Consider the following 25,877-nt stretch of genomic DNA (forward strand, 5'->3'; position numbering starts at 1 on the left):
CGTATTTCCTAATCGAGTAAGTTTTGTGCTTCCACTTCTTTTCTTAAAGAAGTATAGGTAAATCTAATTCCTGCTAAGAATAAAAATATAAACACGAAAAATATCGGATATAAAATCTCTTTTTTATCTTTTAATGAGCTTACTTTTGCCGTTTGAATATCACTTGCAACAACAACAGCCTCTGAAGCTGTAATAAAATTATTTTTAAGTTCTTCTGTTTCGGTAATGATTGTATTCTTAAAGGCTAAAACACCATTTAAGTTTAAGTTATTTTGATTGTTAAAAAACGAAAGTTCATCACTTGCAATCTCACTTGAAACATCTGCACTCTTGGCATAGCTACTTATTAGTAAATCTGATTGTTCTATTATTTTTTCATTCTTATCAATACGATCTTTCATATTGTTAATCATTCCCGACTTAATCTTCGCTATATAAGGTTGGTTATTGATGTACGCTATTATTTTATTAATATCTTTTTTAGCATTTTCATTACTCAAAGAAACGGTGAGCGTATGGTATTTGTAGTTAGAATAGAAACGGTTACTTGCAAATAGCTCTGTGTCTTCATCTACATCCAGTTCTTTCAAAATTGCGGTAAAGTTTCTGTCTGACACTTTCAATTCTCCTACCAATCCCATGACATCTATTACAGGCGAGATTTCTAATCCCATAATTGTAGGGTTTTCAATATCTAAACCAGTAGCTGTAATAAACTCGGCATCTTTTTCAGAAAGATTATCATCAAATTGTTTAATCGCATTATACACATATGATTGACTATCAAAATTTGTCTGAATAATGATAGAAGATTCATATTTAGGTTCTCCTTTTGTAAAGTACCCTAATGTGGCTCCTGCAATAATGAGTAGTAGAATAATCCACCAGAATTTAAATATAAAGTCTATAGCTTTAAAGCACAATGCTAAACACTTATAGAATATACGCTGAAAAAGCGCAAAAACATCTGTGAGATCCATTTCCTGATCAGCATTAGAGGCTGGTTGCGATGCACTCATGTATTTTTGGTTTTTGGTTATTATTGTTTATAAATATGATACAGAATTTTTTCTGTGATCAAATAGGTAGGTTTTACACCTGTTGTTCCTAATCCTCCAGAAGCCAATGTACTTCCTGTTTCTAATGGATTATCTGATGCGTAATATGCATAAAGAACCTCAACATCTTCCTGTATATTTCCTCTTAATTTAGACGCGGCTTGAATTGCTTTTTGGTAATGAGCCCCTTCCATCTCTAGTCCTATCACATTCCACGTACTATCATGGAAAAATTTTAAAATATCTCGATTTTGCAATGATGTCCCTAATACAGTTACCATTGCTCCTTCAAATACTCGTAATCCTTGGTTTTCTAAATCTTCTTTCTTGAGTGCATTTTTAAAAGGATAATTATCTGCTGTTCCTTCAAAAAGGTGCGCAGAAGGAATCATAATATCTCCCTTGCCTCCTTCTAGTATACCTGCTTTACCCATTATAGATACTGATTGCACATCAAGGTAAGTCGTGTTATCATCTTCATTAAAAGGTTTTAACAACTCTTCCATGGTTTCATATGCCTGCTCTCCAAAAGCATAGTCCATTACTAAGATGACAGGATTATCGTTTGGTTGCGTCATTTGATCACAAAATTCGTTTTCTTCTATCGCAAGTTTACACATATCAAAAATTTGCACATTGATATTTGTTCCACTCTCATCAGCTACGTAAATCATACCGTTTTGCGTTGCCACTTTTTCAACCTTGCTTCTTAATTTACCACTTTTTTCATCACTTAAAAGTTCATAAACATCTAGTTTAGATCCTTTTTTAAGTTCATTTTTTAACGCTACTGGAGCATATATAGTATTCATCACACTATGCATATTTGCACTTATAATATGTATAGGCCTGTGTATAAGTTCGTTTTCCTTAAGTGTTTTTTTAATGTTTTGCGCCCATATTTCTCCATGTATATGATGCCCTAATCGTTCTCTAAGCACAGGACTAAACGTAACTGTACGTTTTTTGTCTTGTGTCATTTCTGCAATAGCTAGTTTACCTAACCAATAGATAATTTCAAGAAAACGTCTTGTGTTATTTTTTGTATTGAATAGTGGAGCAACTTCACTCACTTCTTCAAAAGTTCTCCCAAGAATATTTGCGGTATGGGTAATGGCAACTTCTCGTTCTTTTTGAGTAAACTCATCATCAGAAAGGACTGCTTTCTCTAGTTTTTCCCAATCTCTAGTAAGGTCTCCTCTATCATTTATCAAAACACGATTCATGATTTTATGAGATTCTATAAATAAAAATGTAAGATGGGTAAGGATGTCATAAATTTCAGAGCGTCCTCGTGTAACTTCAATATTCATTTGTTCCTCATCAATTCGGTAGCAATTACGTCTACGCTTACGAGGAATAATGGGTTCAAAAAGACTGTTTTTATACCCCTCATCACTTGTGAGGTTAATAAATCTACACTCTTCTATTCTTTCTGGAAGCCTATCTATTACATACAATAAACCGTCTAACTCTACTTTTTCTTCTGCGATAGAGCCATAAATTTCAGGACGTAAGATTAATAATGCTTCTCGTAATGTTTCTCCAGAAACTCCCATGGGTTTGTAGAAACCACGGTTAAAAAGGTGTCGCATGGTTATATACATGCGTTCGATGGCGCTGCTACTCTCTTGTGCTCTTGTACGCCCTTGTTTTTTTAATATACTCATATTAAAGTTCAAAGATACTTAAATAATCGGTAATCTATCTGCGATTTTACGATCATTAGAAAGTCTTGGGATTTTATTTTGTCCTCCTAGTTTACCTATAGATTTCATATACTCATTAAACCCTCCTGCTTTTACTTTTGAGATTTTTAAAGGTTGAAGTATGTTTCCAACAATGAGATCATAGTAATATGAGTTTTGAGATTGTAAGGAGGCGTCTATTGCTTTCGCGAAAGCGAACATATCTCCATCTTCATTTTCAAACTCAATAAGCCACTCGTGATAAGGCAGTCCTTCTTCTGGTGTTATTTGTGGTGCTACTGTAAATTCATTGATACGAATCGCTGTTCCTTCAATCGCTTCTTGTAATGCTTGCTCTACTTCTTTTCCTATAACATGCTCTCCAAATGCAGAAATAAAATGTTTTATTCTACCAGAAACAATAATTCTATATGGATTTGTAGCTGTAAAGATCACAGTATCTCCAATATTGTACCCCCATAGACCTGCGCTTGTAGAAATAATGATTACATAATTGACTCCTACCTCAACATCCTTAATGGTAATTCTTTTTGGATTTTCTTCAAAAAAGGCATCAGCTTTTATAAATTCATAGAAGATACCGTTATCTAACTGTAAAAGCATTCCTTTTTCGCCTTGTTTATCTTGAAATGCAAAAAAGCCTTCGCTAGCAGGATATAATTCTATACTATCTACACGACGTCCTATTAGATTTTCAAATTTCGCACGGTAGGGTTCATAATTTACGCCTCCATATATAAAGAGGTTAAAGTTTTTGAAAAGTTCTCCTACGGGCTTATTTGACTTCTCTATAAGCTTCTCAAAGTACATTTGTACCCAGGAAGGGATACCGCTTATAATTGTCATGTCTTTATCTATTGTTTCTTCAACAATAGTGTCTACTTTTTTTTCCCAATCATCAATACAATTGGTTTCCCAGCTGGGAAGTCTATTTTTTTGAAGATAGTTAGGAACATAATGTGCTACAATTCCAGAAAGTCTTCCAAGTTTGATTCCGTTTTTTTCTTCTACTTCTGGGCTCCCCTGTAAAAAAATCATTTTACCATCTACAAAGCTCGTGTTTCCTGTTTCTGCTATGTAACATAAAATAGCATTACGCGCTGTATCTGGGTGCGTACGCATACTATCTTTTGTAAGCGGTATATATTTTGCCCCAGAGGTGGTTCCTGACGTTTTTGCAAAGTAGAGAGGTTTTCCTGGCCATACAATATCAGACTCTCCTGCCACGACTCTGTCTATATATGGGCGAAGTGCTTCATAATCTCTGATGGGTACTTCACGCACAAAATCTTCATGTGAATGAATCTTATCAAAATGATGATCATTTCCAAAATCTGTATACTGAGCAGCGTCTATAAGGTGTTTAAAAACTTTTTCTTGTGTTACAACAGGGTTAGAAGCCCAAGCATCTATTTTACGTTTAATACGCTTTGCGAATATTTTTGCTGCAAACGATTTTAGAGACATTTTATTTAAAATCTATATAGTTTGTTGGATTTATTGGATATCCATTATTCCATAACTCAAAGTGTAAATGTGGGCCAGTTGTTAATTCTCCTGTATTACCAACAATAGCTATTACTTCTCCTGCTTTTACAAGATCTCCTTGCTTTTTAGATAAGGAGGCATTGTGCTTATACGCAGTAATTAGATTGTTTTGATGATCAATAATAATAATATGACCTGTATCTGGAGTCCAAGAAGCAAATATTACAATGCCATCTGCAGCCGCTTTTACAGGTTCATCCTTATCTGTTACTACATCTATTGCATAATGTTTTGAGGCAGGATCAAATCCAGATGTAATAATTCCTTTCACTGGAGGGAAAAGTGCAAAATCTGCTGGCCGAGTCGCTGTTTCAAAAAGATTATATTTATCCTGCTCTTCTACTGTTGCCCTTAGTAAAGAATCTTCTTTTGACGGTTGGATGGTAATATCATCATTACCAGATGCTACAATTCCTTCTATCGAATCTTTATCAAATTCTATTGTTTTCAAATCACCAGTTAATACTTTACGTATAGAAGCATACTGCTGTTCATTAATAGCAATTACTGTTTTTAAGGAATCTGTTCTAACTAGTAATTCCTGTGCTTGCTGCTTAAGCTTTGTGCTAGAATATCCAGGAATATATTCTCGTAAAGGAGTAAAAGCAATAAGTAACGTCGTAAGAACTATAAGTACAATAGCAGAAACTCCTGCTAAAATAAACACGTTAAGCCTTGTTAACTTGAAAGATATACGTTCTTCAAACGTATCTTCGTTTAAGATAACAAGCCTATACTTGTGTAGAAGCTTTTTTGCTATTGCTTTTTTTTCGCCTTTTTTACGTGACATATGCTTGCAAATATACTATCTAAAGTCGTAACCCCTTACTCTGTATTAGAAAATCTAGCATATCATAAACCTACTGCAAACACTAGCCTTAACTAGATCTTTTATGAGGATCATCACAATACTATCTGAACGTTACATTTAACATGATTATATCTTCTTTATAGCGCTCTAATATATAATAAGGGTTAAAAGTACCGTGATACTACCGCCTCATCATATTTCTTTAGTATCTTTGCAGTTCTAAAATTAAAGACATGAATTTTTTAGGAATATTTTTAGGTATGATTGGGCCTTGGCAAATAGGTCTTATTGTTTTGGTCGTTTTATTACTTTTTGGAGGTAAAAAAATACCAGAAATGATGCGAGGTCTTGGGGGCGGTATTAAAGAGTTTAAAAAAGCTTCTAAAGATGAAGATGGAGACTCTCAATTAGAAGAGAAAAATTAATTTTAATTATTATATACTTAAAAAGCCCAATGTGTATCACATTGGGCTTTTTAAGTATATAAGTTTATCGATGTTATTTATCTAAAAATCGTGTGGACTTTAAGATCGCTTCAAGTTCAAACATCGTATCTCGTTGGTCTAATGAAGGAGAAAAAATAAAGCCTTCTACAACAACATATCTATTGTTTTTTTCATCTTTTATAGCATAATTTATAAAGGGACCTGCCATATATCTACCATCTCTTACTTCCCATGTACCTTTCATTTCCCAGGCAAAATGACCGTCAATCTCCGTCTCAAATAATTGAGGAGATAACGAAGCCTCTGTTAGAAAACGACCTTTATTTAAGTCTATATTAGCACCTGAAACTGAATCTCTCATTCGGACAATACGTGCTACTGTAAAAGTATCCCTATCTATTGTATGAAGCGGCACCTCATATACAGTGATATTCATATTACCACTTCTTTTTAAATCTTTACGTATCCAAAAGAAGTTTTTTTCTTTCTTAGCATATTGATAAATCGTTGGGAAACGCATATGTATACCGAAAGTAGCCTTTAAAGAATCTGTCTTTTTTAAAGAGTTTCTTATACGTGCTTGTGTATTTTTAAGCTCTCTGTCTTTAAAAGCTTTAATAATTTTGTCTTTATTTGTTTTAAAGATTTCTATAATAGCATCTTCATCTTCTCCAGAAATTATAACAGCCGTTTGTCTTCTAGCCTTTACATCTTCTTTTATAGAAAAACTTGAAGGTTCTCCTAATGTTGCAGAAAGAAAGATCCTATTTTTAGATACAAAACCTTTAAACTTATCTGGGCTCACTTGATCTAAGGTAAAAAGAGGCTCTTCTCTAGGCAATCCATCTACAGGAACAGCAAGAATACTACGCATAGTATCTCCTACACGGCCTTGCCATAGCTCTTTGTCTATGACCATTTTTATAGTATTAGTATCTCCTACAGAACCTTCTAAAGATCGTTTTTTTGAAGTTTTTTCACAAGAAATAAGAACTCCTAAAAAGAGGATGGCTACGAGTAATTTTTTCATGATAGTATACGTTTTTATAGGGTATTTATTTAGAAACAATAAGTTTCATTCCCGGTTTTAATTTAGTACCGCTAATATCGTTCCAAACTTTAATATTACTTACACTAACACCAGGAAATTTGTTTGCGATCTTCCACAAAGAATCTCCTTCTTTTACGGTATATACTTTTTTTCCATTATTTACTACTGTTTTTGCACTACTGGAGCTGCTTGAAGAAGTAACAGGTTTACGAGGGTATATTGTTAGGCGTTGTCCTACTCTTAAATTATTAGATCGAAGGTTATTCCATTTTTTTATTTGACTGACTCTTACACCATATTTATTAGCTATTTTCCCTAAATAGTCACCACTTCTCACGCGATAACGTACTTGACTACTGGCTGTTGTAAATTTTGGGAGTGGCTTTTCTCTTTTTTCTATTTCCGCTTTCGCGAAAGCGTATATCTCCTCCTCATTCTGTACAAACGGACCTATTTTCTCTACAGGCAGCCTTAGGTAATACTTCTCGTCCTTTAAAAACGGAATAATATCCAATTTATAGGCAGGATTTAAAAACTGAATTACCTCTAAAGGTTCTCCCGTGATTTTTGCTACTTGATCTAGCGTAATTAATTGTTTTACATGTACGGTATCAGTCTCAAAATAATTAACAGGTGCTTTTTCAGGTTGATATCCGTGTTCATCTGCATATTCAAAAAGATACATTGTTGCTAAAAAAGCAGGTACATAGCCTGCTGTTTCACGTGGAAGATTGTTACGTATATTCCAATAATTCTGGTAGCCTCCACTACGTCTAATCGCCTTTGAAACATTCCCTGGACCTGAATTATAAGATGCTAAAGCAAGATCCCAATCTCCGAAAAGCTCATAGAGCTTTGAAAGGTATTGACAAGCAGCTTCGGTAGCCATGATAGGGTCCATACGCTCATCTACATAAGAATTTACATCAAGGTCATACATTTTTCCTGTACTAAACATAAATTGCCACAAGCCCGTAGCTCCTACTCTAGATTTTGCGCGAGGCCTTAATGCAGATTCTACAATGGCCAGATATTTCATCTCCAACGGGATATCATACTTATCTAAGGTTTCTTCAAACATCGGGAAGTAAAACTGACTCACTTCCATAAGACGCTCCATACTGGGTTTATGGCGCTTTAAATAGCGTTTTATAACACTTTCTAGAGAAGCTGTATATCCTACATTAAAAGGTGTTCTTTCGTTAATACGTGCCAGTCGTTTTTTTAAGGTATCGGTAGGTAAATCCAGATAGACCTCTTCTTTATAATCTAAGCCCTGCACCATATTAGTAATAGAGTCATATAAATCCATACGAGCCAACTCATGGCGCCATAAAGAGTCAAGGCGAGCAGCAAATGGCTCATCTTCTAACTTAAAGACAATAGAGTCTCTTGAGAGGGTTTTAAGCTCCATTTTATCTATTTCGTTTACAAAAGAAGTAGTCGTAATAGAATCTATAATCGTGATGGTGTCTCTTTCTATAGCTACACGCTCTTTATTGTTTTTCTTAAAAGATTCATAGGGTATGGTATCTTGTGCTTTCGCGAAAGCGGAAACCAACAAACATCCAACAAGGCTATATATATGAAGTAATCTCATAGTTTTTACAACGAGGGTATTACAGAATTCGTATGAATTGTGCGTTTTTCAAATATAGGTGTTTATTCATAAGTGATCTTAAAATATAACTGCAAAGACAGAAAAAAGCTACCTAATTTTGGTAGCTTTCTTTTTAATTTTATATAAAATCACGTGTTCTTATTAATCTAAAATAGCAGCAATACCTGGTAATGTTTTTCCTTCTAACATTTCTAACATCGCTCCTCCTCCTGTAGATACATAGCTTACCTTACTATCAAAGCCAAATTGCTTTACCGCCGCAACACTATCACCTCCTCCTACAAGGGAAAATGCTTCGTTTTTAGTAGCTTGTGCTATACTGTTTCCAAGTGCAATAGTGGCTCCTGAAAAAGGCGCCAATTCAAACACACCTAAAGGGCCGTTCCATAAAATAGTTTTAGACTGCTGTACCACCGCATCAAATACTTGAACAGAACCAGGTCCGGCATCAAGTCCTTGCCATCCATCAGGAATATCGTTAATAGCTACCACTTTTGTATTTGCTGTTTCAGAAAAATCATCGGCCGCTAATACATCTATAGGTAAATGAATTGTCACATTTTTTTCTTCCGCTTTTTTAAGTATTTCTAAAGCCAACGGCATTTTATCATCTTCACAGATAGAATCTCCTATAGATCCTCCTTGCGCTTTGATAAATGTATACGCCATACCTCCTCCAATGATCATGGCATCTACTTTATCTAAAATGTTTTCAATTACTGTGATTTTTGAAGATACTTTTGCTCCTCCTAAAATCGCCAATACTGGTTTTTCGCTATTATTTAATACACGATCTAAGCTTTCTATTTCTTTAGAAAGTAAATTTCCGAAACATTTATTTTCTGGGAAAAATTGAGCAATAATTGTGGTAGATGCATGTGCTCTATGTGCTGTACCAAAGGCGTCATTTACATAGATATCTCCTAGTTCTGATAACGCTTTCGCAAAAGCAACATCTCCTTTTTTCTCTTCATCATGATATCTAAGATTCTCAAGGAGTAAGATTTGACCCATTCCAAGGTTTTGAGCTGCTTGGATAGCTTCGTCTCCAATACAATTTGCTACATACGTAACTTCTACCCCTATAATTTCAGACACCTTACTACAAATATGTCTCATAGAAAACTCATCCTCTTGTGCTTTAGGTCTTCCTAAATGCGACATTAGAATCGCTGCTCCTCCATCTTCTAAAATTTTTAAAATAGTAGGTTTTGCCGCTTCAATCCTTGTAGTATCAGTTACTTGAAGTTGGTCATCTAGTGGGACATTAAAGTCTACACGTATTAATGCTTTTTTGTTTTCAAAATTAAAGTGGTCTACTGTCTTCATTACTCATTAATTTTACTCGATCATCGAGATTTAAATACTCTGAGGTTTGCCTCAAAATCTAAGTGTGTTCCTTTTAATACCTCATGGACTAGCCCCAAGGTATTTTACTAGCAAATATAGCAGTTAGAGCGTTTATATACGTTACATTTCTTTTATATTTGACATACTATGCTTTTCGAAAACGTTATCGGTCAAGATTTTATTAAAAGTCACCTTACCACAAGTGTGGATGCAGGTAGAATTGCTCATGCTCAACTCTTTGTGGGTAAAGCAGGTTCTGGGACTTTACCTATGGCTATTGCTTATGCACAATATATTTTATGTGTGAATAGTAATAGCGAAAATACAGGAGGAAATGCTTCCTGTAATCTCAAATTTGAACAATTAGCACATCCAGATTTGCATTTTGCATATCCAGTAGCAACGACTAGTTCTGTAAAAAGTCATCCTGTATCCAGTCATTTTGCTGCAGAATGGCGCTCTTTTATAAAGGAAAATCCATATCAAGATCTCTTTGAGTGGCATAAACACTTGGATATAGAGAAAAAACAAGGTCAAATAGGCGTAGATGAAGCGATAGATATTAATAAATCATTAGCTCTAAAATCCTATGAAGGAGGATACAAAGTTATGATCATATGGATGGCCGAAAAAATGAATACTGCTGCTGCAAATAAGCTTCTAAAGCTTATAGAGGAGCCTCCTTCAAAAACGTTATTTATTCTCATTACTGAAAATGAAGATAAAATTATAGATACGATTAAATCCAGATGTCAGGTATTACATTTTCCAGCTATTAGTGAAGCTCAACTTGCAAATGCACTTGTTACAAAACAAAACTGTGAGACTAGTGAGGCACATAAAATAGCACACCAAGCACAAGGAGATTATAATAATGCATTGCATATTTTACGTAAAGATGGTGATGATGTACAGTTTGAAAAATGGTTTATCACATGGGTTCGTACAGCTTTTATGGCAAAAGGCAGAAAAGAATCTGTTATTGAGTTATTAAATTGGAGTGAAACCATTGCTAAAACTGGACGAGAAACACAGAAGAATTTCCTTAATTATTGTGTGCAATTTTTTCGTCAAGCGATGCTCTTAAATTATAAAACGGATGCACTTGTATACTTAGAACCAAAGACCAATTTTGAGCTTCGTAAGTTTGCACCTTTTGTGCATGGAAATAACATTATGGACATTGTTTCAGAATTACAAGATGCCTCTTATCATATAGAACGTAATGGTAATGCTCGTATTATTTTATCAGACCTTTCTATAAAGTTAACACGATTATTACATCGTAAACAATGATCTAATCAATTAGTTATACTTTTTTTAGATATTGCTAAAATAATTTTTAGAATTACAAAATATAATATATGGACTTTTTATTATCTAATATTACAGAGGTTTTAATCCTAGTATTTATCATCATCACTTTTTTACAATCTGGTCTAGATAAAATCTTTGATTGGAAGGGTCAAATAGCATGGCTAAATGGTCATTTTAAAGACACTTTTTTAGGGAGTATCGTTCCTCTTTTAGTAGGTGTTCTAGTGGTCTTAGATTTGCTTGCTTCTGTACTTGCCGGAATAGGTATTTATCAGCTTGTTATAAACAACAATCCAATGATGGGATTATATGGATCTATCACTGCTGCAATTACCTTATTAATGCTCTTATTTGGACAACGCGTTGCAAAAGATTATCCAGGCGCATTTACTATTGTAGGCTATTTTATCGTAGTAATCTTTGGTGTTTGGTTATTATCTAATCATTAAAGATTGTCTATAAATATGGGTATATAAACTACTCTCTTTTAATTAAAAGACCAAAGAGTTTGATATTCAAAGGCTTGCGTTAAAATTCAATTTCATATAAGTGCTTCATAGTAGGCTTGTATGATGTGATTAATTTTATACTTGTAAAATTTAAAAGAGAAGCATAAAAAAAGCGATGAATTTCTTCATCGCTTTACTATTTTATAATAGCTATTAACTACTCTTTAGAAGCTTTATAAGCGTCATTAAGATATTTTAAAACATTATCTGTTATATCAAGTTCCTCTTTACCATACATAACACTTCCAGCGTCATTACTACCATATATATATGTATAGCCATTTGTATTCCCATACTCTTTTACTTTGTCTTTTACTTTAGTAAGTAAGCTATCTATCGCACCCTGGCTTTCTACCTGTAATTTACCTATACGTGACTGACGTTCTTGCTGTAATTGTTGCGCTTCAGCGGCAAGCTCATTATACTTTTCTTGTTGCTTTTTTTGCGACATTGAAGGTCCATTTTTTTGAAATAAATTCTGCTTTATTTCAAATGCCTGAATTTTCACTTCAAGATCACTCATAATAGCATCGTTTTCTTTTGTAAAACGTTCTTTTACATCGTTCAGTTCATCATAATCTTTAAATAGCGTTTCTGTATCTACAAATGCTGTTTTTTCAGTTTGACATGCAATAGATAAAAAGGCAACGACAACTAAGATTCCTATTTTTTTCATGGTATGTGTGTTTTGCGGCAAAAATAAAAAGTTTGACGTGCTTCGCATATAAATTTAGAGAAATCTTATACTATTTTAAATAACTATTATTTAATAAATAATAATAGTTTTTATCTATTAATATTTATATCCATTTAGCGTGTTTTAATAAAAGAATTAAAAAACGGTATGTATTTGTACCTCTTTAGAGATAAAAAGCTCTTAAAACAGCTTATTTTAAGTTTTTGAGTAACAAATAGCTATTATTTGCGCTAATCTGAGAGAAATCTATATTCGTATAAAAAAATTCACTTTATTTGCGGCTTCAAAAATTCAAACAATCTAAAAAACAATTGGAAAGTTATGCATCACATTATTTCTTGTCACTTCTTTAGTAGCATGTAGTTCTGATGATGATTCAAGTAATGACACATCTGCAGATTTAATTGGAACTTGGGCTGTAACTTCATTAGACTATGAAGGAAATACTAGTTTTGATTTTCTAGGAGAAACTGTAAATACTAGTTTTAATGGAGTAGGTCAAAATTTTGACCTTGACGTTACTTTTACTGAAAATCCAAATGAATATACTACTGAAGGTTCTTATGACATTGTTCTAGACTTTACAGTAAACGGAATGACTGAAACAGAAACAACTTCTGTTGACAATCTTGAAGGAGAAGGAACTTGGGAACGTAATGGTAACACTCTTACTTTTGACGGATCTATCATTGATATTGACGTTGATGTTCCACTTGGTGATACTATGGAAATGGGAGAAGCAACTATCGTTGAATTAACAGACACTACTTTACGTTTAGTTCAAATCGTTAATGAAGAAGTTACTGAAGAAGGAATTACAGTTTCAGTTGATTTAACTAGTGAAATTGTTCTTACTAGACAATAAGATTTAAATCTACAAAACCAAAAAGCCGCTTTATGAAAGCGGCTTTTTTTATGTCTTATAACGACTCTTTATGTTGTATTACATAAATAAGTGAAGAATATGTTTTTGTTTTCTTTGCTTTCTGGTTAGAACGCCATCCAGACCAAAATGCTTTTAAATAGTTCATTCTGCCTGTTTTATATTTCTCAGATAATAAACTCACATAAAATGCATCAAACTTCATAGGATGAGTTGCCACAACCTCCATATGTTGAGCCTCAAATAATAACTGTATTGATTTTTTTGAAAAATGATACAAATGCCTTGGCACATCGTATGCAGCCCAATCTGTATTGTAATAAGATGCGTCATACGATTCAAAATTAGGAACTGCTACAAAAAGAGCTCCTTCCCTACTCAAGTTATTTTTAAGCCAAACAAGTTGTGCTTCTAAATTATAGACATGTTCTAGTACATGCCACATAGTGATGGCATCGTATCCATTTGAAGTTTCAGGTAGTGCTTCAACAATAGCTACATTTTTTTGTTTTGCTAATGTTCTCGCTTTTTCACTAGGTTCTACACCAGAAGCATTCCATCCTTTATCAGATACATATTCTAAAAAATCTCCTGTACCAGCTCCAATATCTAAAAGAGATCCCTTGTTTGGAATATATGATGCAAGTAGTTTTTGCTTTCGCGAAAGCGTAATTCCTTTTACAACTTGATACATTTTTTCAAACAGAGATCGTTTACCATCTGTATGAGAAATATAATCTTCACTTGCATAATACGATGGTAAATTCTCTTGTGAAGGTTTTGGAGATGTTACATACATATGAAGTTGCTCATCATATTCTAGACGAAATGATTCTCCAGAAACCGAATGATCTTTAACTTCAATGGTAGTTTTCATAACTATTTATAAGGGGTTTTTAACGTTCCACGTGAAACATTATCAAAATTATCGACCCATGTAGACCAACATTACACTAATATCCGAAGGAGAAACACCACTTATACGAGATGCTTGTGATATTGTTGCAGGTCTAATTTTTTCTAATTTTTCTTTTGCTTCGTAAGAGAGTGATTTCAATTTACTGTAATCAAAATTTGCAGGTATTTTTATATTCTCTAAACGATTTAACTTGTCTGCATTTGCTTTTTCCTTTGCAATGTAACCCGCATACTTCACTTTAATTTCTGCTTGCTCTAAGACATCTTTTTCTATATGGTTATCTTCAATATATGCAGCAACTTTCTTAAACTTCTTGATGTCATCTAAATGAATTTGAGGTCTAGAAAACACTTTAAACATCTTATCAGACTGTTTCATGGGAGAAGAACCTCGCTCTTCTAAAATGTCATTTACTTCTTCAGGAAGAATACTCGTGTCCTCAAAAAACTTCACTAATCTTTCAGAAGCTTCCCTTTTTTCTTCCATTACTTTTAAGCGCTCTTGAGATGCTAATCCAACTTTATGAGATAGCGGCGTGAGACGTTCATCTGCATTATCTTGTCTTAATAATGTACGATACTCTGCTCGTGAAGTAAACATTCGATAAGGCTCTTCTGTTCCTTTTGTAATTAGATCATCTATTAAAACGCCTATATATGCTTCATTACGCTGTAACATAAAAGGATCTTTTTCATGAACTTTTAAATGCGCATTCATACCGGCCATTAATCCTTGAGAAGCGGCTTCTTCATATCCAGTAGTTCCATTAATTTGCCCTGCAAAAAACAACCCATCTATGAGTTTAGTTTCTAATGTATGGGTTAATTGTGTAGGTGGGAAATAATCATATTCTATAGCATAACCAGGTCTAAAAAACTTTACATTTTCAAAACCAACTACAGAACGTAATGCTTTAAACTGGACATCTTCTGGTAAGGATGTAGAGAATCCATTTACATAAATCTCACAAGTATCCCAACCTTCTGGTTCTACAAATAACTGATGTCTATCCTTATCTGCAAATCGATGAATCTTATCTTCTATAGAAGGACAATATCGAGGCCCTATCGATTTAATTCTACCATTAAACATTGGAGATCTATCAAAGCCTTCTTTAAGTAATTCATGTACTTCTGGAGAAGTATAACTCATATGACATGGTCGCTGATGTGTAAGCGGACTTGTCTCTTTAGAATAGCTGAATTTTTCAGGAATATCATCTCCAGGTTGGATAATCATTTTAGAAAAATCTAATGAACGGCCATCAACTCTTGGTGGTGTTCCTGTTTTCATTCTCCCTGTATCAAAACCAAAACTTACGAGTTGTTCTGTAATTCCAGTAGCGGCTCTTTCTCCTGCTCTACCCCCTCCAAATTGTTTATCTCCTATATGAATTAATCCATTCAAAAAAGTACCATTTGTAAGTACAACACTCTTTCCTTTTACTTCAATTCCAAGTGATGTTCGCACACCAACCACACGTTCTTTTTCTACAATAAGACCACTTACCATTTCTTGATAAAAATCAAGGTTAGGTGTATGCTCTAAACGCAATCTCCAATCTTCTGCAAAGCGCATACGGTCACTTTGAACTCTTGGACTCCACATCGCAGGTCCTTTTGATTTGTTGAGCATCTTAAACTGTATCGCTGTTTTATCTGATACAAGGCCACTATATCCTCCAAGAGCATCAATCTCTCTTACAATTTGTCCTTTTGCTATTCCTCCCATGGCAGGATTGCAGGACATTTGCGCTATAGTTTGGAGATTCATGGTAACAAGCAACGTTTTACTTCCCATATTAGCAGCAGCAGCAGCGGCTTCACAGCCAGCATGACCAGCGCCAACTACAATCACATCGTATACATCTTGAAATAGACTCATTGTTTCACGTGGAACATTAAATTGTGATACTACAAAAGGGCATAATATCAGCAAAAAATTAGCTTGCAAATATACGCCCTTTCTGTTATTGTTTTTATAAGATGTTTATTCAATTGTTTCACGTGGAACAATTACCTACATCATCGCTTGCTTAAATAGTAATTTTCTTTTTCTGTCATCAGGTCCTGATCTACATCGGTCTTATCTTTATAACCACAATAATGCAATAATCCATGAACCATTACTCTGTGTAATTCATCTACAAAAGTCACTTCAAAATCCTTTGCATTATCAGCTACTCTTTCTGTAGAAATATACACATCCCCACTCACTATAATTCCCTCTGTGTAATCAAAACTTATTACATCAGTAAGCGTGTCATGATTTAGGAATTCAACATTCATTTTATGCAAATAATCATCATCACAAAAGATATAATTAAGCTCTCCTAATTCTTTGCCTTCTTGTTGAATTACTTTATGTAACCATGTAGAAACTCGATCTGGATTTACAATTTCAAAATCGTTTGTTTTGTTAAATTCAATCATTGTCTTTTTGAAAATAGTCTTGTACTTTCTTCTTGTATTCTTCTTTTAAAGGAAGCGTTTTTCTATTTAAAATTTCAGTGGTGTTAAAATATTTCTTAGCTTTTTCAATAGAAGAATTTACAGGATTTGCATAGTTTTTTAAATTAGTGTTTGATTCTCTTTTCTCTTCTTCACCCTGTTGAAAAGTAGCTTCTTTCAATTTTAATAACTCATGTTTTAATTGTGTCATTCTTTCTAAGGTTTCATTATTAAAACCTTTGTCTAGTAATTGCTGTTCTACATCTTTCATGTCTTTCACCAATTGCTCAGCATCATCACCTAAACCACTTTTACGAATCTCGTCTTCTAATTGTTGACGTAGTTTTTGTTGTTCTTTATAGATTTCATATAACAATCCTTGTTCATATTCATCACCTTCCCCTTGGTTTTCTCCTTCCCCATTTTGTTCTCCTTCTCCACGACCGTCTTTTCCATTTTGACCTCCTTGACCTTGTCCTTCTCCCTGTCCTTCTCCTTCACCTTGTCCCTCTCCTTCTCCTTGACCTTCTTGTCCTTCTCCACTTTCTCCATTTTCACCCTCACCATCTTCACCCTTATCGCCTTCTTTACCTTCTCCAGGTTTACTTCCTTCTTGCATTTTTTTATTCAACTCTTCTTGACTTTGAATAATATCTGGTAACTGTTGTCCTCTTCCCTGACCTTGGCCTTGACCCTGGCCTTGTCCTTGGCCTTGTCCTTGGCCTTGACCACTCATTTGGTTATTCATTTGATCTAAAGAACTACTTAAAAAATCTGCTAATTCATTTGCGCCTGTAACCACATATTGCTGACTACTTACTCCCTGAATAATTTGATTATCTGCTAGACGCTCCAATGCTTTGCTGATATTAAAATCAATCTCTGTTAAAGACTCATTTATTGTCTCATCAAGTTCTGGCCTACGCAATGCAAGTGCGTATAAACTATCATCTATATGTTGGAAGTTTTGCTTTAATACATTTTGACGTCTCAACTTATTTGCAAAGTTTGGATTCTTATCATCCATCGCTCTGAAGTCTTTCATGACGCCTTCTTCTTCAAAAGAAAATACAAGTAAATTATCCAATATCTGTCGTAGCATTTCAGCATCTTCCTCCATTCCTTGTTCCCCGGATTGTTGCATTTGAGATTGCATAGCTTGACTCATTTGCTTCATCTTTTGCGCAGCCTTTTTTTGTTTTTTCTGCGCTTCAGATTTACTAGAAGGTTTTCCATCTTGTTCTTGCTGTTCTTGTTTTTCTAGTTCATCACTAGCCCCTTCTTGTTCTTCTTTAATTTCTTCTTGCTTTTTTTCATCAGAAGGAATATCCATAGGTTTTTTTAAACCTTCATTTTCTTTTTCAAGATCCTTGATCTCTTCTTCTAATTTCTTGAACTCTTCATTTAATTTTTCCTGTTCCTCTTTCGTATTTTCTTCTCCTTCTTTTTTACTAAGCTCCTCTTGTTTGTTTGCAAGTTTTTCTAAATCACGTGCAATCTTCTCAGCTTTTTTCTGAACGTAATAACGCTTAGTTAGTTCAACCATTTGCTCTAGATTACGTTTATTATTTTTATTTTGCTTTTGTAACTTTTCTAGTTTTTCAGAAAGTTCTTCTTTGCTAATTTTTTCACGAAGCTTCTCCAATTCTTCTAATAGCTTCTCGTTTTCTTTTGCTTTCTTTTCCTGTCGTTCTAAACGTTCTTTTAATCGCTCTTTCTCTTCATCAGTTAATTCTTCATCTTTTTGAAACTCTTCTAAATTTTCCTTTAATTGTTTAGAAAAATCTTTCATAAGTTCTTCTTGCTGCTTTTGTCTTTTTAAGAAGTTCTCAAGTTTCTTTTGATCATTAAAATTAAGTTCTTTCTTTTCTTTTTGCGTACGCGAAATTTCTTCTAACTCTTTCTCACCTTCTTTTAATTTTTCTAGTGATTTATCAAGTCCTGAAATTGCTTTGTTTTGCTGCTCTAATTGTTGTTGTTCTAATTCGCTTTCTGTAAACTTTACAAAACTAAACACAGTACTCTTTGTGCTTTTATAATTATGGATCGCATCATTGTCAAAAACTTCAAAGTAATATTCATAATTTACTCCTTCTTGCAATTGAAGTGTATCAGGAAATGCGTAGATAAACTGATCTACATTTCCTTTTGAAATAGCTATATTTTTATATTGCTTAGCCTCCGACTTAGATGGATAGTATACGAGACGTAACTTGGTAAGTCCATAATCATCACTTACTTTTCCATAAAAATAATTTTGTTGATTACTCACACTATCTGTCTTCACCTCAAGATTCATTTGTGGAAATTCATCTTTAATAGTTTGTAAATTATAGGCAAGATTCTCAAAATTCTTTAACGCCTCATTACTTGTGCTTACTTCATAGGGCGTATTTTTATAGATACGTTGTGATAGACTATATGCTGTTGTGGTGTTTTCTTTTTTTGCTTTCGCGAAAGCGTATAAAGTATCCTTCAATACCAACTCCACCTGTTCTGTTTCACGTGTATCAAGCATCCAAGTAACTTTCGTGCCTTCAGGAACAATTGCATTTCCTGTGTTTTTAATGCGCTCTGTTGCCTTTTTAGTATGAAAAGGATAGTTTAGCTCCATTTCAAAATTTACGAGCACCGGAACCTTTAAAACCTCTAGATTATATTCTTGAGAGGTTACTTTATTTGCTTGTATGTAAAAAGAAATGTTGTCTGTAGGTTGCTCAAATGTGAAACTATATTCACCTGGAGCTATTTGTTGTAAAAAATAAGTCTCATTATTGAAATGTATCGATGCTTCGTCAGGTACCACATCTCCTACCGTACGTACTTCTAGTTTATAATTTCGATTCTCTACCGCTTGTAACTCTTCATTTACAATAAAGAAACTAAACGGTGCAGGTGGCTCATAGGCTTCACTATAATTTACAACACGTTCATAACTAGATGAAAACACCTCATCTTTACCTGTATAATTAGCAATTAAAAAAACCACAACTGGTATCGCAGCATATTTTAGGTACTTGATATTCTTTTTAAAATTAATGGCTAAACGAAAAGGAATAGGCTCTAATTCTTGGCTTTTTTGTTCTACACTAGCCAACATCAATTCAGAATCTTGTGAGACACGATGTAATTGGAGTGTGTTGATCAATTTATCACTTACTTCTGGAAAGTAATTTCCAATCATTTGTGCTGCATCTGTATAATCTATTCCTTTAGACAATTTAAACAATCTTGCTAGCGGTATGATGATAAACTTAGCAAGCAGTGTAACTTCCACTCCTATAAAAAGCCAAAATAAGACCGTCCTTCCCGTAGGACTTAACCAGAAAAAATACTCTATTAAGAGTGTAAGTAAAAAGTAGAGTACACCAAAAGCAAAAAACAGAATAGCTCCTTTTAATAACTCATTGGTGTAATATTTACGGATGAAGCGTTCCAGCTTCTGTTCTATGTTTTTAAATTTATTCAATCTTCTATTCTAAAAGTTAATGGTATACTAAATGAGACATTTATTAACAGATTATGTGCCATCGCTGGTTTTTGAGTAGGTACGCTTTCTATAATTTCTTCCGCTACCTCTTCAAAGGCATCTGGTCCTTCTGATCTCATTTTTATTTTATCTGTTTCTCCTAAGGTATTGATTACAAAACTTACATATACTTTTGATTCAAAACCTTTTCTGTACATCCTATCAGGAAATTCAAAATTCTGCTTTACATGTTTTACAATTATTTTGTGGAGTTTTTTCTTTTCTTCTATGACGCCTAAGAAAACATCTTTTTTATTAGACTTAATGGCTTCTCCATTTTGCTTGTATAACGTAAACGATTTTATTTTTCCTTTTTTGTTATATACTTCTTTACTCGCTATTTTTCCATTTTCTCTATACCAAGTCCAGTCGCCTATTTGATTTCCTTCTACATATTCACCTTTTCCATATGTTTGTCCGTTTTCATAAAAGGTTTCATACGTTCCGTGTAGATTTCCATTTTTATAATTTTTAGAACTACTTACTTGTCCATTGTCATAAAAATATTGAGAAAGGCCTTCTAACTCTCCATCTATGTAATTTCCTTTAAAGTATAATTCTCCATTAGGGTGTATACGTTCATTATATCCATCAGATTCCCCATCTTTCCAATTCCATTCATACAATTCTTTTCCTTCATCGTAATAGTATGCCTTTCCTTGTAAAGTATCTTTTTTATAAACTACTTTACGTTGTATTTTTCCTTCACGATAATAAATCCAAGTACCTTCTTTCAAATCATCTTGGTAATTGCCTTGTTTTTCTACAACACCCTTTTTATCATAACTTATAAAAGCACCTTGCTTTTTTCCTTGGCGATCTTCTGTATAAGAAGCTTTAAGTTCTGGTTGTTTTGTAAACCTAAAAAACTCCTCAATACTGTATTCATCATCGTTTTCTTTAGATTTTATCTCATAATAATTGGATAATTCTTTAGTTCCTACACTATGATCATACCTAAAATACGTAGTATCTATGTCTTGCCCATAGGATAAAGTATTAAAAACCAATACATTAATTAAACTAAGTAAAATATATTTCAATTTAAAAGCTTTATAAAGTTAACCCCTAAAACTACAATTTTATTATGTTTTCTAAATAGTATACTTTTATAACGCCTTGTTAAAATTTATAACTATATGAAAGATTTAAAATATTTATCAGCATATCTTGTGCCATTATGTGCATTTATAGGGGTTTTTCTTCAAGGTTTTTGGTCTTTTTTGACACCTATTTATGCCTTTGCTTTGGTTCCTATTTTAGAACTTCTTTTTCCCGTAAATGACACTAATATTTCTGAGGAAGAAAAGCAATCCAAAGCTTCCTTACATTGGACAGATTTTCTATTATATCTTAATGTTGTAGTCGTTTTTGGATTGTTGTACTTTACAATTACTACAATTACCTCACAAGACATTGCTACCTACGAACTTGTAGGTTTTATTTTTTCTTGTGGTATTGTTATAGGTTCAAATGGAATTAATGTTGCCCACGAGCTAGGGCATCGTGATAGTAAAATAGAGCAGTTTTTAGGAAAATTATTATTGCTTCCCGCATTATACATGCACTTTTTTATAGAACATAATTTTGGGCATCACCTGAAGGCTGCGACTCCTGAAGATCCTGCTACTGCAAAATATAATCAGTCATTATATCATTTCTGGGTTACCTCTATTACAAGACAATATACAAGCTCTTGGCGCATCCAACTAGATTTATTAAAAAGAGAAAAACGTTCTTTTCTATCTTATAAAAATGATATGTTTTGGTATACTATTTTTCAGATAGTATATCTATATGCTGGATACCATTTCTTTGGGTTTTTAGGGTTTAAAGTATTACTATTTGCTGCTATTTCTGGATTTTTACTTTTAGAAACTATCAACTATATAGAGCATTATGGTTTGCGTCGTAAAAAGAAAGAAAGTGGTCGTTATGAGCGTGTACGAGAAGTACACTCTTGGAATAGCAATCATGTTTTTGGACGTATTATGTTATTTGAATTAACACGTCATAGTGATCATCATTACAGAGCTAATAAGAAATTCCAATTATTGGATTATCATGAGATCAGTCCACAATTACCGTATGGATATCCTACTAGTATGGTCTTATCCCTCTTCCCTCCTATTTGGTTTAAAATTATGAATAAGCGAGTTCCTAAAGATCAAAAGGTACTTGCTACTTCTTAAATTACAATGTATAAAACCAAATAGCATTGGTGGTTATTTAAAAGGATTTGTAAATTTTTATACAAATTCATTTTAAATTTTGCGTTACCATATTACTCAAATAAGCGAGTTCCTGAAGATCAAAAGCCTAACGTTTCTTAAACTCATTAAAAAAAGAAATTTAAAACCCTCATCCCAACCTTCTTCTTTTAGGAGAAGGAGTTTGTTTTTTTTAAGATTTTACTAAAGCAAACATTTATCTTTGCACCCTTAAAATGATACATTATGTCTCAACAAGTAAGAGTGCGTTTTGCACCTAGCCCAACAGGACCATTACATATAGGAGGTGTTCGTACAGCACTTTTCAATTATCTTTTTGCAAAGAAGCATAACGGTACATTCGTATTGCGTATAGAAGATACCGATCAAAACAGGTATGTTCCTGGTGCTGAAGAATATATTAAAGAAAGTTTACACTGGTGTGGAATCCCTTTTGATGAAGGACCAGGTCGTGAAGGTGATTTCGGACCTTATAGACAGAGTGAGCGTAAAGAGACGTATTCCGCTTTCGCGAAAGCGTTATTAGATTCAGGAAATGCATACTATGCTTTTGACACTGCAGAGCAACTTGCTGCACAAAGAAGCCAACTAGAAACTGAAGGAAAAACCTTTATTTACAATTGGCATAATCGTATGCAATTAGATAACTCTTTGGTACTTTCTGCCGAAGAGGTTCAGCAACGTATTGATGCAGGAGAAGCTTACGTTATTCGTTTTAAAGCACCACAAGATGAAACATTGTATTTACAAGACGAGGTTCGTGGGGATATTAGAATAGATACAAATATTCTGGATGATAAAGTACTTTTCAAATCTGATGGAATGCCTACCTATCACCTAGCAAACATTGTAGATGACCATTTGATGGAAATCACACACGTAATACGTGGAGAAGAGTGGTTACCATCGCTTGCTTTGCATATATTGTTATATCGTGCTTTTGGTTGGGATGCTCCTAAGTTTGCACACCTTCCTTTAATTCTTAAACCTGTAGGAAAAGGAAAACTAGGCAAACGAGATGGTGATAAATTAGGGTTTCCAGTATTTCCATTACAATGGACAAATCCTGAAACAAATGAGATTACATCAGGCTACAGAGAAGATGGATATTTTCCAGAAGCTGTTGTTAATATGCTTGCTTTCCTAGGATGGAATCCAGGAACAGAGCAAGAGATTTTTTCTTTAGAAGAACTAGTAGCCGCTTTTGATCTTACACGTGTAAATAAAGCTGGTGCTAAATTTGATCCAGAAAAAACAAAGTGGTTCCAACAACATTATTTACAACATACTTCTAATGATGTAGTATCTGCTCAATTTATAGAGCTTCTTACAAATAAAGGTGTTGAGACTTCTTTAGACTATGTAACAACCATTACGGGTCTTATAAAAGAACGTGCCACTTTCGTATCTGATTTATGGAATTTAGGAAGTTATTTCTTTGAAGCTCCTACATCTTATGATGAAAAAGCAGCTAAAAAAGGATGGAAAGAAGATACAGGAGCGCTTATGGAAAAGGTAGTAACCGTTATAGAAAACGTAGCAACTTTTGATGCTCCTACCCTTCAAGATGCTGTAAAAGGATGGATTACAAGTAATGAGTTAGGTTTCGGAAAAGTAATGCAACCATTTCGATTAAGTCTTGTTGGTGCGATGCAAGGACCTGACGTATTTGCTATTGCTGCAACTATTGGTAAAAAAGAAACTATTGCTCGTATTCAAAAAGCAATAGAGACTTTATCATAAATTATGAATGTCTATTCGAGCGCAGTGGAGAATCATCGCTCTTCAAACTAGTTCTCGACTGCGCTCGAACGGACACTATTTATAAATAGAATACAACCCCAGCAGAGATGAAAGAAGCAGTTCCTTTAAAATCTCTAGCTTCTGAGTCTATAAGCTCTAAATCTTGTTTATTTAATCCATTAAGAATATTGGTAACTCCATATTGATATTGTACAGTAAGACGTACATTTTCAAAACCACCTGTTAGTCCAACAACTGCAAAAGGATTAATTTTTGATATTTCTTCTATATCACTTCCTGTTAAATTTGAAAATCCAGCAATTCTTGTATCAGCCTGTCCATCATCTTTAAGGTTCATTTTACCATTCACAAGTAATGCAGGTCCAAAATCTATCGCTAAATTTTGTCCTATCAAATTATAACTTACTAAGAAATTAAGTTGCGCTCCTATAAAATTATAATCTATTTGATTGTCTATCGCCTGGCTTGCACCTGCTCCTTGAACAGAGACATTGGCACTCATAAAATCAATACCATATACAATACCCCAATTGTTATAGAGACGTCCTCGGGTCGTAAATCCTCCTTGAAATCCTTCACTGCCATCTATATCAAGATTATCACTATCTATAGCCGTAAGTAAAATTCTTCCTTGTAATCCTATTCTATTATAACTACCTGTATTACGATGAGATTGTGCAAAAGTACAACCAACACTTGCTAAGAATATAAAAATAAAAAGGTGTAATTTCATAGAGATTTGGGGAATTAAGATTGGAGTTATAGTTCGTTTGTTAAGGTCGCAAATGTAGTAAATACTAAAAGACTTGTTACTTTTTAGGTATAACGTAGACATATATGTAGTTATTTTAATAACTTCAACACTTTAATTCACTAACTAAAAAAGATTATTATGGGTAAATTCTTAATTCCTGTTTTATTATTTTTTGCCATTATCATTATTCTTTCTGGAATATTTATGGTAAAACAACAAACAGCAGCTATTGTAGAACGATTTGGAAAATTTATAGGCGTACGTAATTCAGGGCTTCAATTTAAAATTCCAATTTTTGATAAAATTGCGGGACGTGTTAATTTACGTATTCAACAATTAGATGTTGTTGTAGAAACAAAAACAAAAGATGATGTATTTGTGCGGCTTAAAATCTCAGTACAATTCCAAGTACGTAAAGATGCTGTGTACGATGCTTTCTATAAATTAGAAAACCCACATGATCAGATTACATCCTATGTATTTGATGTAGTACGTGCAGAGGTTCCAAAAATGAAATTGGATGATGTATTTGAGCGTAAAGATGATATTGCGATTGCTGTAAAAGGAGAGCTTAATGAAGCGATGTCTAACTATGGTTTTGATATTATTAAAACACTTGTAACTGATATTGATCCTGATTTACAGGTAAAGGAGGCAATGAACCGTATTAATGCAGCTGAGCGTGAAAAAGTAGCTGCTGAGTTTGAAGCAGAAGCAGAGCGTATCAAAATTGTTGCAAAAGCACGTGCAGAAGCAGAGTCTAAACGTCTACAAGGACAAGGTATTGCAGACCAACGTCGTGAGATTGCTCGTGGTCTTGAAGAGTCTGTAGATGTATTAAATAATGTAGGAATTAATTCTCAAGAAGCATCTGCACTTATTGTAGTAACGCAACATTATGATACCCTACAGTCTATGGGTGAGCAAACCAACTCTAACTTAATCTTAATGCCTAACTCTCCACAAGCGGGAAGTAATATGCTTAATGATATGATCACTTCGTTTGTAGCTTCTAATCAAATAGGAGAACAAATGAAAAAAGAAAATGAAGCAAAAGGTATTGTAAATAGAAAGAAATCTAGAGGAGACGAGTAATTTTTTTCTAGATCAATTACCAAAAAACGCCGAAGAGATTTCTTCGGCGTTTTTATATATTTTAAATTCTATTGATACAAAATTAAAAAAGAATACTTCTTAACTTCTAATTGCACTAAAAAGCATTTTAAAGCT

21 protein-coding genes are annotated in these 25,877 nt (G+C 33.7%); 7 read left to right on the forward strand and 14 right to left on the reverse strand.

The genetic code is table 11. The annotated features are described in order from the left end of the window. Positions 1-8: 8 nt before the first annotated feature. From Q1A01_RS02365 to Q1A01_RS02380, 4 genes are read right to left on the reverse strand one after another with little or no spacing between them, the layout of a single operon-like run. Positions 9-1,019 carry a hypothetical protein gene (locus Q1A01_RS02365; protein ID WP_299675383.1) on the reverse strand — a complete coding sequence of 337 codons (1,011 nt, stop codon included), beginning with the start codon at positions 1,017-1,019 and terminating at the stop codon, positions 9-11. Between the two features lie 20 nt (positions 1,020-1,039). Further along, a complete protein-coding gene (locus Q1A01_RS02370; RefSeq protein ID WP_299675386.1) occupies positions 1,040-2,728 on the reverse strand; it encodes a hypothetical protein in 1,689 nt (562 codons plus the stop codon). 18 nt (positions 2,729-2,746) lie between these two features. Continuing rightward, positions 2,747-4,234, reverse strand: a complete 1,488-nt coding sequence (locus Q1A01_RS02375) for a GH3 auxin-responsive promoter family protein (RefSeq protein WP_299675389.1) — start codon at positions 4,232-4,234, stop codon at positions 2,747-2,749. A gap of 1 nt (position 4,235) precedes the next feature. Next, positions 4,236-5,105, reverse strand: coding sequence for a M23 family metallopeptidase (locus Q1A01_RS02380; RefSeq protein WP_299675392.1), 870 nt, complete (start codon positions 5,103-5,105; stop codon positions 4,236-4,238). A 254-nt stretch (positions 5,106-5,359) separates the two neighbouring features. On the opposite strand from Q1A01_RS02380, the gene tatA reads away from it, so the two are divergent. Beyond that, positions 5,360-5,551 (forward strand): twin-arginine translocase TatA/TatE family subunit, encoded by a 192-nt coding sequence (gene tatA / locus Q1A01_RS02385; protein ID WP_299675394.1) that lies wholly within the window; start codon positions 5,360-5,362, stop codon positions 5,549-5,551. A gap of 73 nt (positions 5,552-5,624) precedes the next feature. Here tatA and Q1A01_RS02390 read toward each other — a convergent pair whose 3' ends face one another. From Q1A01_RS02390 to Q1A01_RS02400, 3 genes are all read right to left on the reverse strand, one after another. Next, positions 5,625-6,602 (reverse strand): DUF4837 family protein, encoded by a 978-nt coding sequence (locus Q1A01_RS02390; RefSeq protein WP_299675397.1) that lies wholly within the window; start codon positions 6,600-6,602, stop codon positions 5,625-5,627. Between the two features lie 25 nt (positions 6,603-6,627). Next, entirely contained in the window at positions 6,628-8,223 is a 1,596-nt protein-coding gene (locus Q1A01_RS02395) for a lytic transglycosylase domain-containing protein (RefSeq protein WP_299675400.1), read from the reverse strand. 162 nt (positions 8,224-8,385) lie between these two features. Continuing rightward, entirely contained in the window at positions 8,386-9,573 is a 1,188-nt protein-coding gene (locus tag Q1A01_RS02400; protein ID WP_299675403.1) for a phosphoglycerate kinase, read from the reverse strand. Between the two features lie 168 nt (positions 9,574-9,741). On the opposite strand from Q1A01_RS02400, the gene Q1A01_RS02405 reads away from it, so the two are divergent. Then, positions 9,742-10,890, forward strand: a complete 1,149-nt coding sequence (locus Q1A01_RS02405) for a DNA polymerase III subunit delta' (RefSeq protein WP_299675405.1) — start codon at positions 9,742-9,744, stop codon at positions 10,888-10,890. Positions 10,891-10,958: 68 nt separating this feature from the next. Beyond that, complete coding sequence (locus Q1A01_RS02410) at positions 10,959-11,360, forward strand: DoxX family protein (protein ID WP_299675408.1); 402 nt, start codon at positions 10,959-10,961, stop codon at positions 11,358-11,360. A gap of 217 nt (positions 11,361-11,577) precedes the next feature. On the opposite strand, the gene Q1A01_RS02415 is transcribed toward Q1A01_RS02410, so the two are convergent. Next, a complete protein-coding gene (locus Q1A01_RS02415; protein ID WP_299675411.1) occupies positions 11,578-12,096 on the reverse strand; it encodes an OmpH family outer membrane protein in 519 nt (172 codons plus the stop codon). 424 nt (positions 12,097-12,520) lie between these two features. Here Q1A01_RS02415 and Q1A01_RS02420 point away from each other — a divergent pair, with 424 nt between their 5' ends. Continuing rightward, a complete protein-coding gene (locus tag Q1A01_RS02420; RefSeq protein WP_299675601.1) occupies positions 12,521-12,982 on the forward strand; it encodes a lipocalin family protein in 462 nt (153 codons plus the stop codon). 55 nt (positions 12,983-13,037) lie between these two features. On the opposite strand, the gene Q1A01_RS02425 is transcribed toward Q1A01_RS02420, so the two are convergent. The 5 genes from Q1A01_RS02425 to Q1A01_RS02445 form a co-directional block, all read right to left on the reverse strand. Beyond that, positions 13,038-13,877: a class I SAM-dependent methyltransferase gene (locus Q1A01_RS02425; protein ID WP_299675414.1), complete on the reverse strand. Its 840-nt coding sequence runs from the start codon at positions 13,875-13,877 to the stop codon at positions 13,038-13,040. 48 nt (positions 13,878-13,925) lie between these two features. Continuing rightward, entirely contained in the window at positions 13,926-15,803 is a 1,878-nt protein-coding gene (gene mnmG, locus Q1A01_RS02430; protein ID WP_299675417.1) for a tRNA uridine-5-carboxymethylaminomethyl(34) synthesis enzyme MnmG, read from the reverse strand. 140 nt (positions 15,804-15,943) lie between these two features. Next, a complete protein-coding gene (ybeY, locus tag Q1A01_RS02435) occupies positions 15,944-16,351 on the reverse strand; it encodes an rRNA maturation RNase YbeY (protein ID WP_299675420.1) in 408 nt (135 codons plus the stop codon). Further along, positions 16,344-19,838: a hypothetical protein gene (locus Q1A01_RS02440; RefSeq protein ID WP_299675423.1), complete on the reverse strand. Its 3,495-nt coding sequence runs from the start codon at positions 19,836-19,838 to the stop codon at positions 16,344-16,346. Before Q1A01_RS02440 ends, ybeY begins: the two co-directional genes overlap by 8 nt. Further along, complete coding sequence (locus tag Q1A01_RS02445) at positions 19,835-20,941, reverse strand: energy transducer TonB (protein ID WP_299675426.1); 1,107 nt, start codon at positions 20,939-20,941, stop codon at positions 19,835-19,837. Before Q1A01_RS02445 ends, Q1A01_RS02440 begins: the two co-directional genes overlap by 4 nt. A gap of 96 nt (positions 20,942-21,037) precedes the next feature. Between Q1A01_RS02445 and Q1A01_RS02450 the strand changes: the two genes are divergently transcribed. Both Q1A01_RS02450 and gltX read left to right on the forward strand, forming a co-directional pair. Continuing rightward, on the forward strand, positions 21,038-22,090 hold the full coding sequence (locus Q1A01_RS02450) for an alkane 1-monooxygenase (RefSeq protein ID WP_299675429.1): 1,053 nt from the start codon (positions 21,038-21,040) through the stop codon (positions 22,088-22,090). 264 nt (positions 22,091-22,354) lie between these two features. Then, positions 22,355-23,872 (forward strand): glutamate--tRNA ligase, encoded by a 1,518-nt coding sequence (gene gltX, locus Q1A01_RS02455; protein WP_299675432.1) that lies wholly within the window; start codon positions 22,355-22,357, stop codon positions 23,870-23,872. Positions 23,873-23,951: 79 nt separating this feature from the next. On the opposite strand, the gene Q1A01_RS02460 is transcribed toward gltX, so the two are convergent. After that, the gene (locus Q1A01_RS02460) at positions 23,952-24,626 is read right to left on the reverse strand and encodes a hypothetical protein (RefSeq protein ID WP_299675435.1); all 675 of its coding nucleotides are present in this window, start codon (positions 24,624-24,626) and stop codon (positions 23,952-23,954) included. Positions 24,627-24,785: 159 nt separating this feature from the next. Between Q1A01_RS02460 and Q1A01_RS02465 the strand changes: the two genes are divergently transcribed. After that, complete coding sequence (locus Q1A01_RS02465) at positions 24,786-25,742, forward strand: SPFH domain-containing protein (protein WP_299675438.1); 957 nt, start codon at positions 24,786-24,788, stop codon at positions 25,740-25,742. The last annotated feature ends 135 nt before the right edge of the window (positions 25,743-25,877 follow it).

Source organism: uncultured Dokdonia sp. (genome assembly GCF_947492815.1).
Classification (GTDB): Bacteria; Bacteroidota; Bacteroidia; order Flavobacteriales; family Flavobacteriaceae; genus Dokdonia.

Coding starts and splice junctions, on each gene's coding strand:
- Q1A01_RS02365 (WP_299675383.1), bottom strand. CDS start 1,019: ATGAGTGCATCGCAACCAGCCTCTAATGCTGATCAGGAAATGGATCTC.
- Q1A01_RS02370 (WP_299675386.1), bottom strand. CDS start 2,728: ATGAGTATATTAAAAAAACAAGGGCGTACAAGAGCACAAGAGAGTAGC.
- Q1A01_RS02375 (WP_299675389.1), bottom strand. CDS start 4,234: ATGTCTCTAAAATCGTTTGCAGCAAAAATATTCGCAAAGCGTATTAAA.
- Q1A01_RS02380 (WP_299675392.1), bottom strand. CDS start 5,105: ATGTCACGTAAAAAAGGCGAAAAAAAAGCAATAGCAAAAAAGCTTCTA.
- tatA (WP_299675394.1), top strand. CDS start 5,360: ATGAATTTTTTAGGAATATTTTTAGGTATGATTGGGCCTTGGCAAATA.
- Q1A01_RS02390 (WP_299675397.1), bottom strand. CDS start 6,602: ATGAAAAAATTACTCGTAGCCATCCTCTTTTTAGGAGTTCTTATTTCT.
- Q1A01_RS02395 (WP_299675400.1), bottom strand. CDS start 8,223: ATGAGATTACTTCATATATATAGCCTTGTTGGATGTTTGTTGGTTTCC.
- Q1A01_RS02400 (WP_299675403.1), bottom strand. CDS start 9,573: ATGAAGACAGTAGACCACTTTAATTTTGAAAACAAAAAAGCATTAATA.
- Q1A01_RS02405 (WP_299675405.1), top strand. CDS start 9,742: ATGCTTTTCGAAAACGTTATCGGTCAAGATTTTATTAAAAGTCACCTT.
- Q1A01_RS02410 (WP_299675408.1), top strand. CDS start 10,959: ATGGACTTTTTATTATCTAATATTACAGAGGTTTTAATCCTAGTATTT.
- Q1A01_RS02415 (WP_299675411.1), bottom strand. CDS start 12,096: ATGAAAAAAATAGGAATCTTAGTTGTCGTTGCCTTTTTATCTATTGCA.
- Q1A01_RS02425 (WP_299675414.1), bottom strand. CDS start 13,877: ATGAAAACTACCATTGAAGTTAAAGATCATTCGGTTTCTGGAGAATCA.
- mnmG (WP_299675417.1), bottom strand. CDS start 15,803: ATGAGTCTATTTCAAGATGTATACGATGTGATTGTAGTTGGCGCTGGT.
- ybeY (WP_299675420.1), bottom strand. CDS start 16,351: ATGATTGAATTTAACAAAACAAACGATTTTGAAATTGTAAATCCAGAT.
- Q1A01_RS02450 (WP_299675429.1), top strand. CDS start 21,038: ATGAAAGATTTAAAATATTTATCAGCATATCTTGTGCCATTATGTGCA.
- gltX (WP_299675432.1), top strand. CDS start 22,355: ATGTCTCAACAAGTAAGAGTGCGTTTTGCACCTAGCCCAACAGGACCA.
- Q1A01_RS02460 (WP_299675435.1), bottom strand. CDS start 24,626: ATGAAATTACACCTTTTTATTTTTATATTCTTAGCAAGTGTTGGTTGT.
- Q1A01_RS02465 (WP_299675438.1), top strand. CDS start 24,786: ATGGGTAAATTCTTAATTCCTGTTTTATTATTTTTTGCCATTATCATT.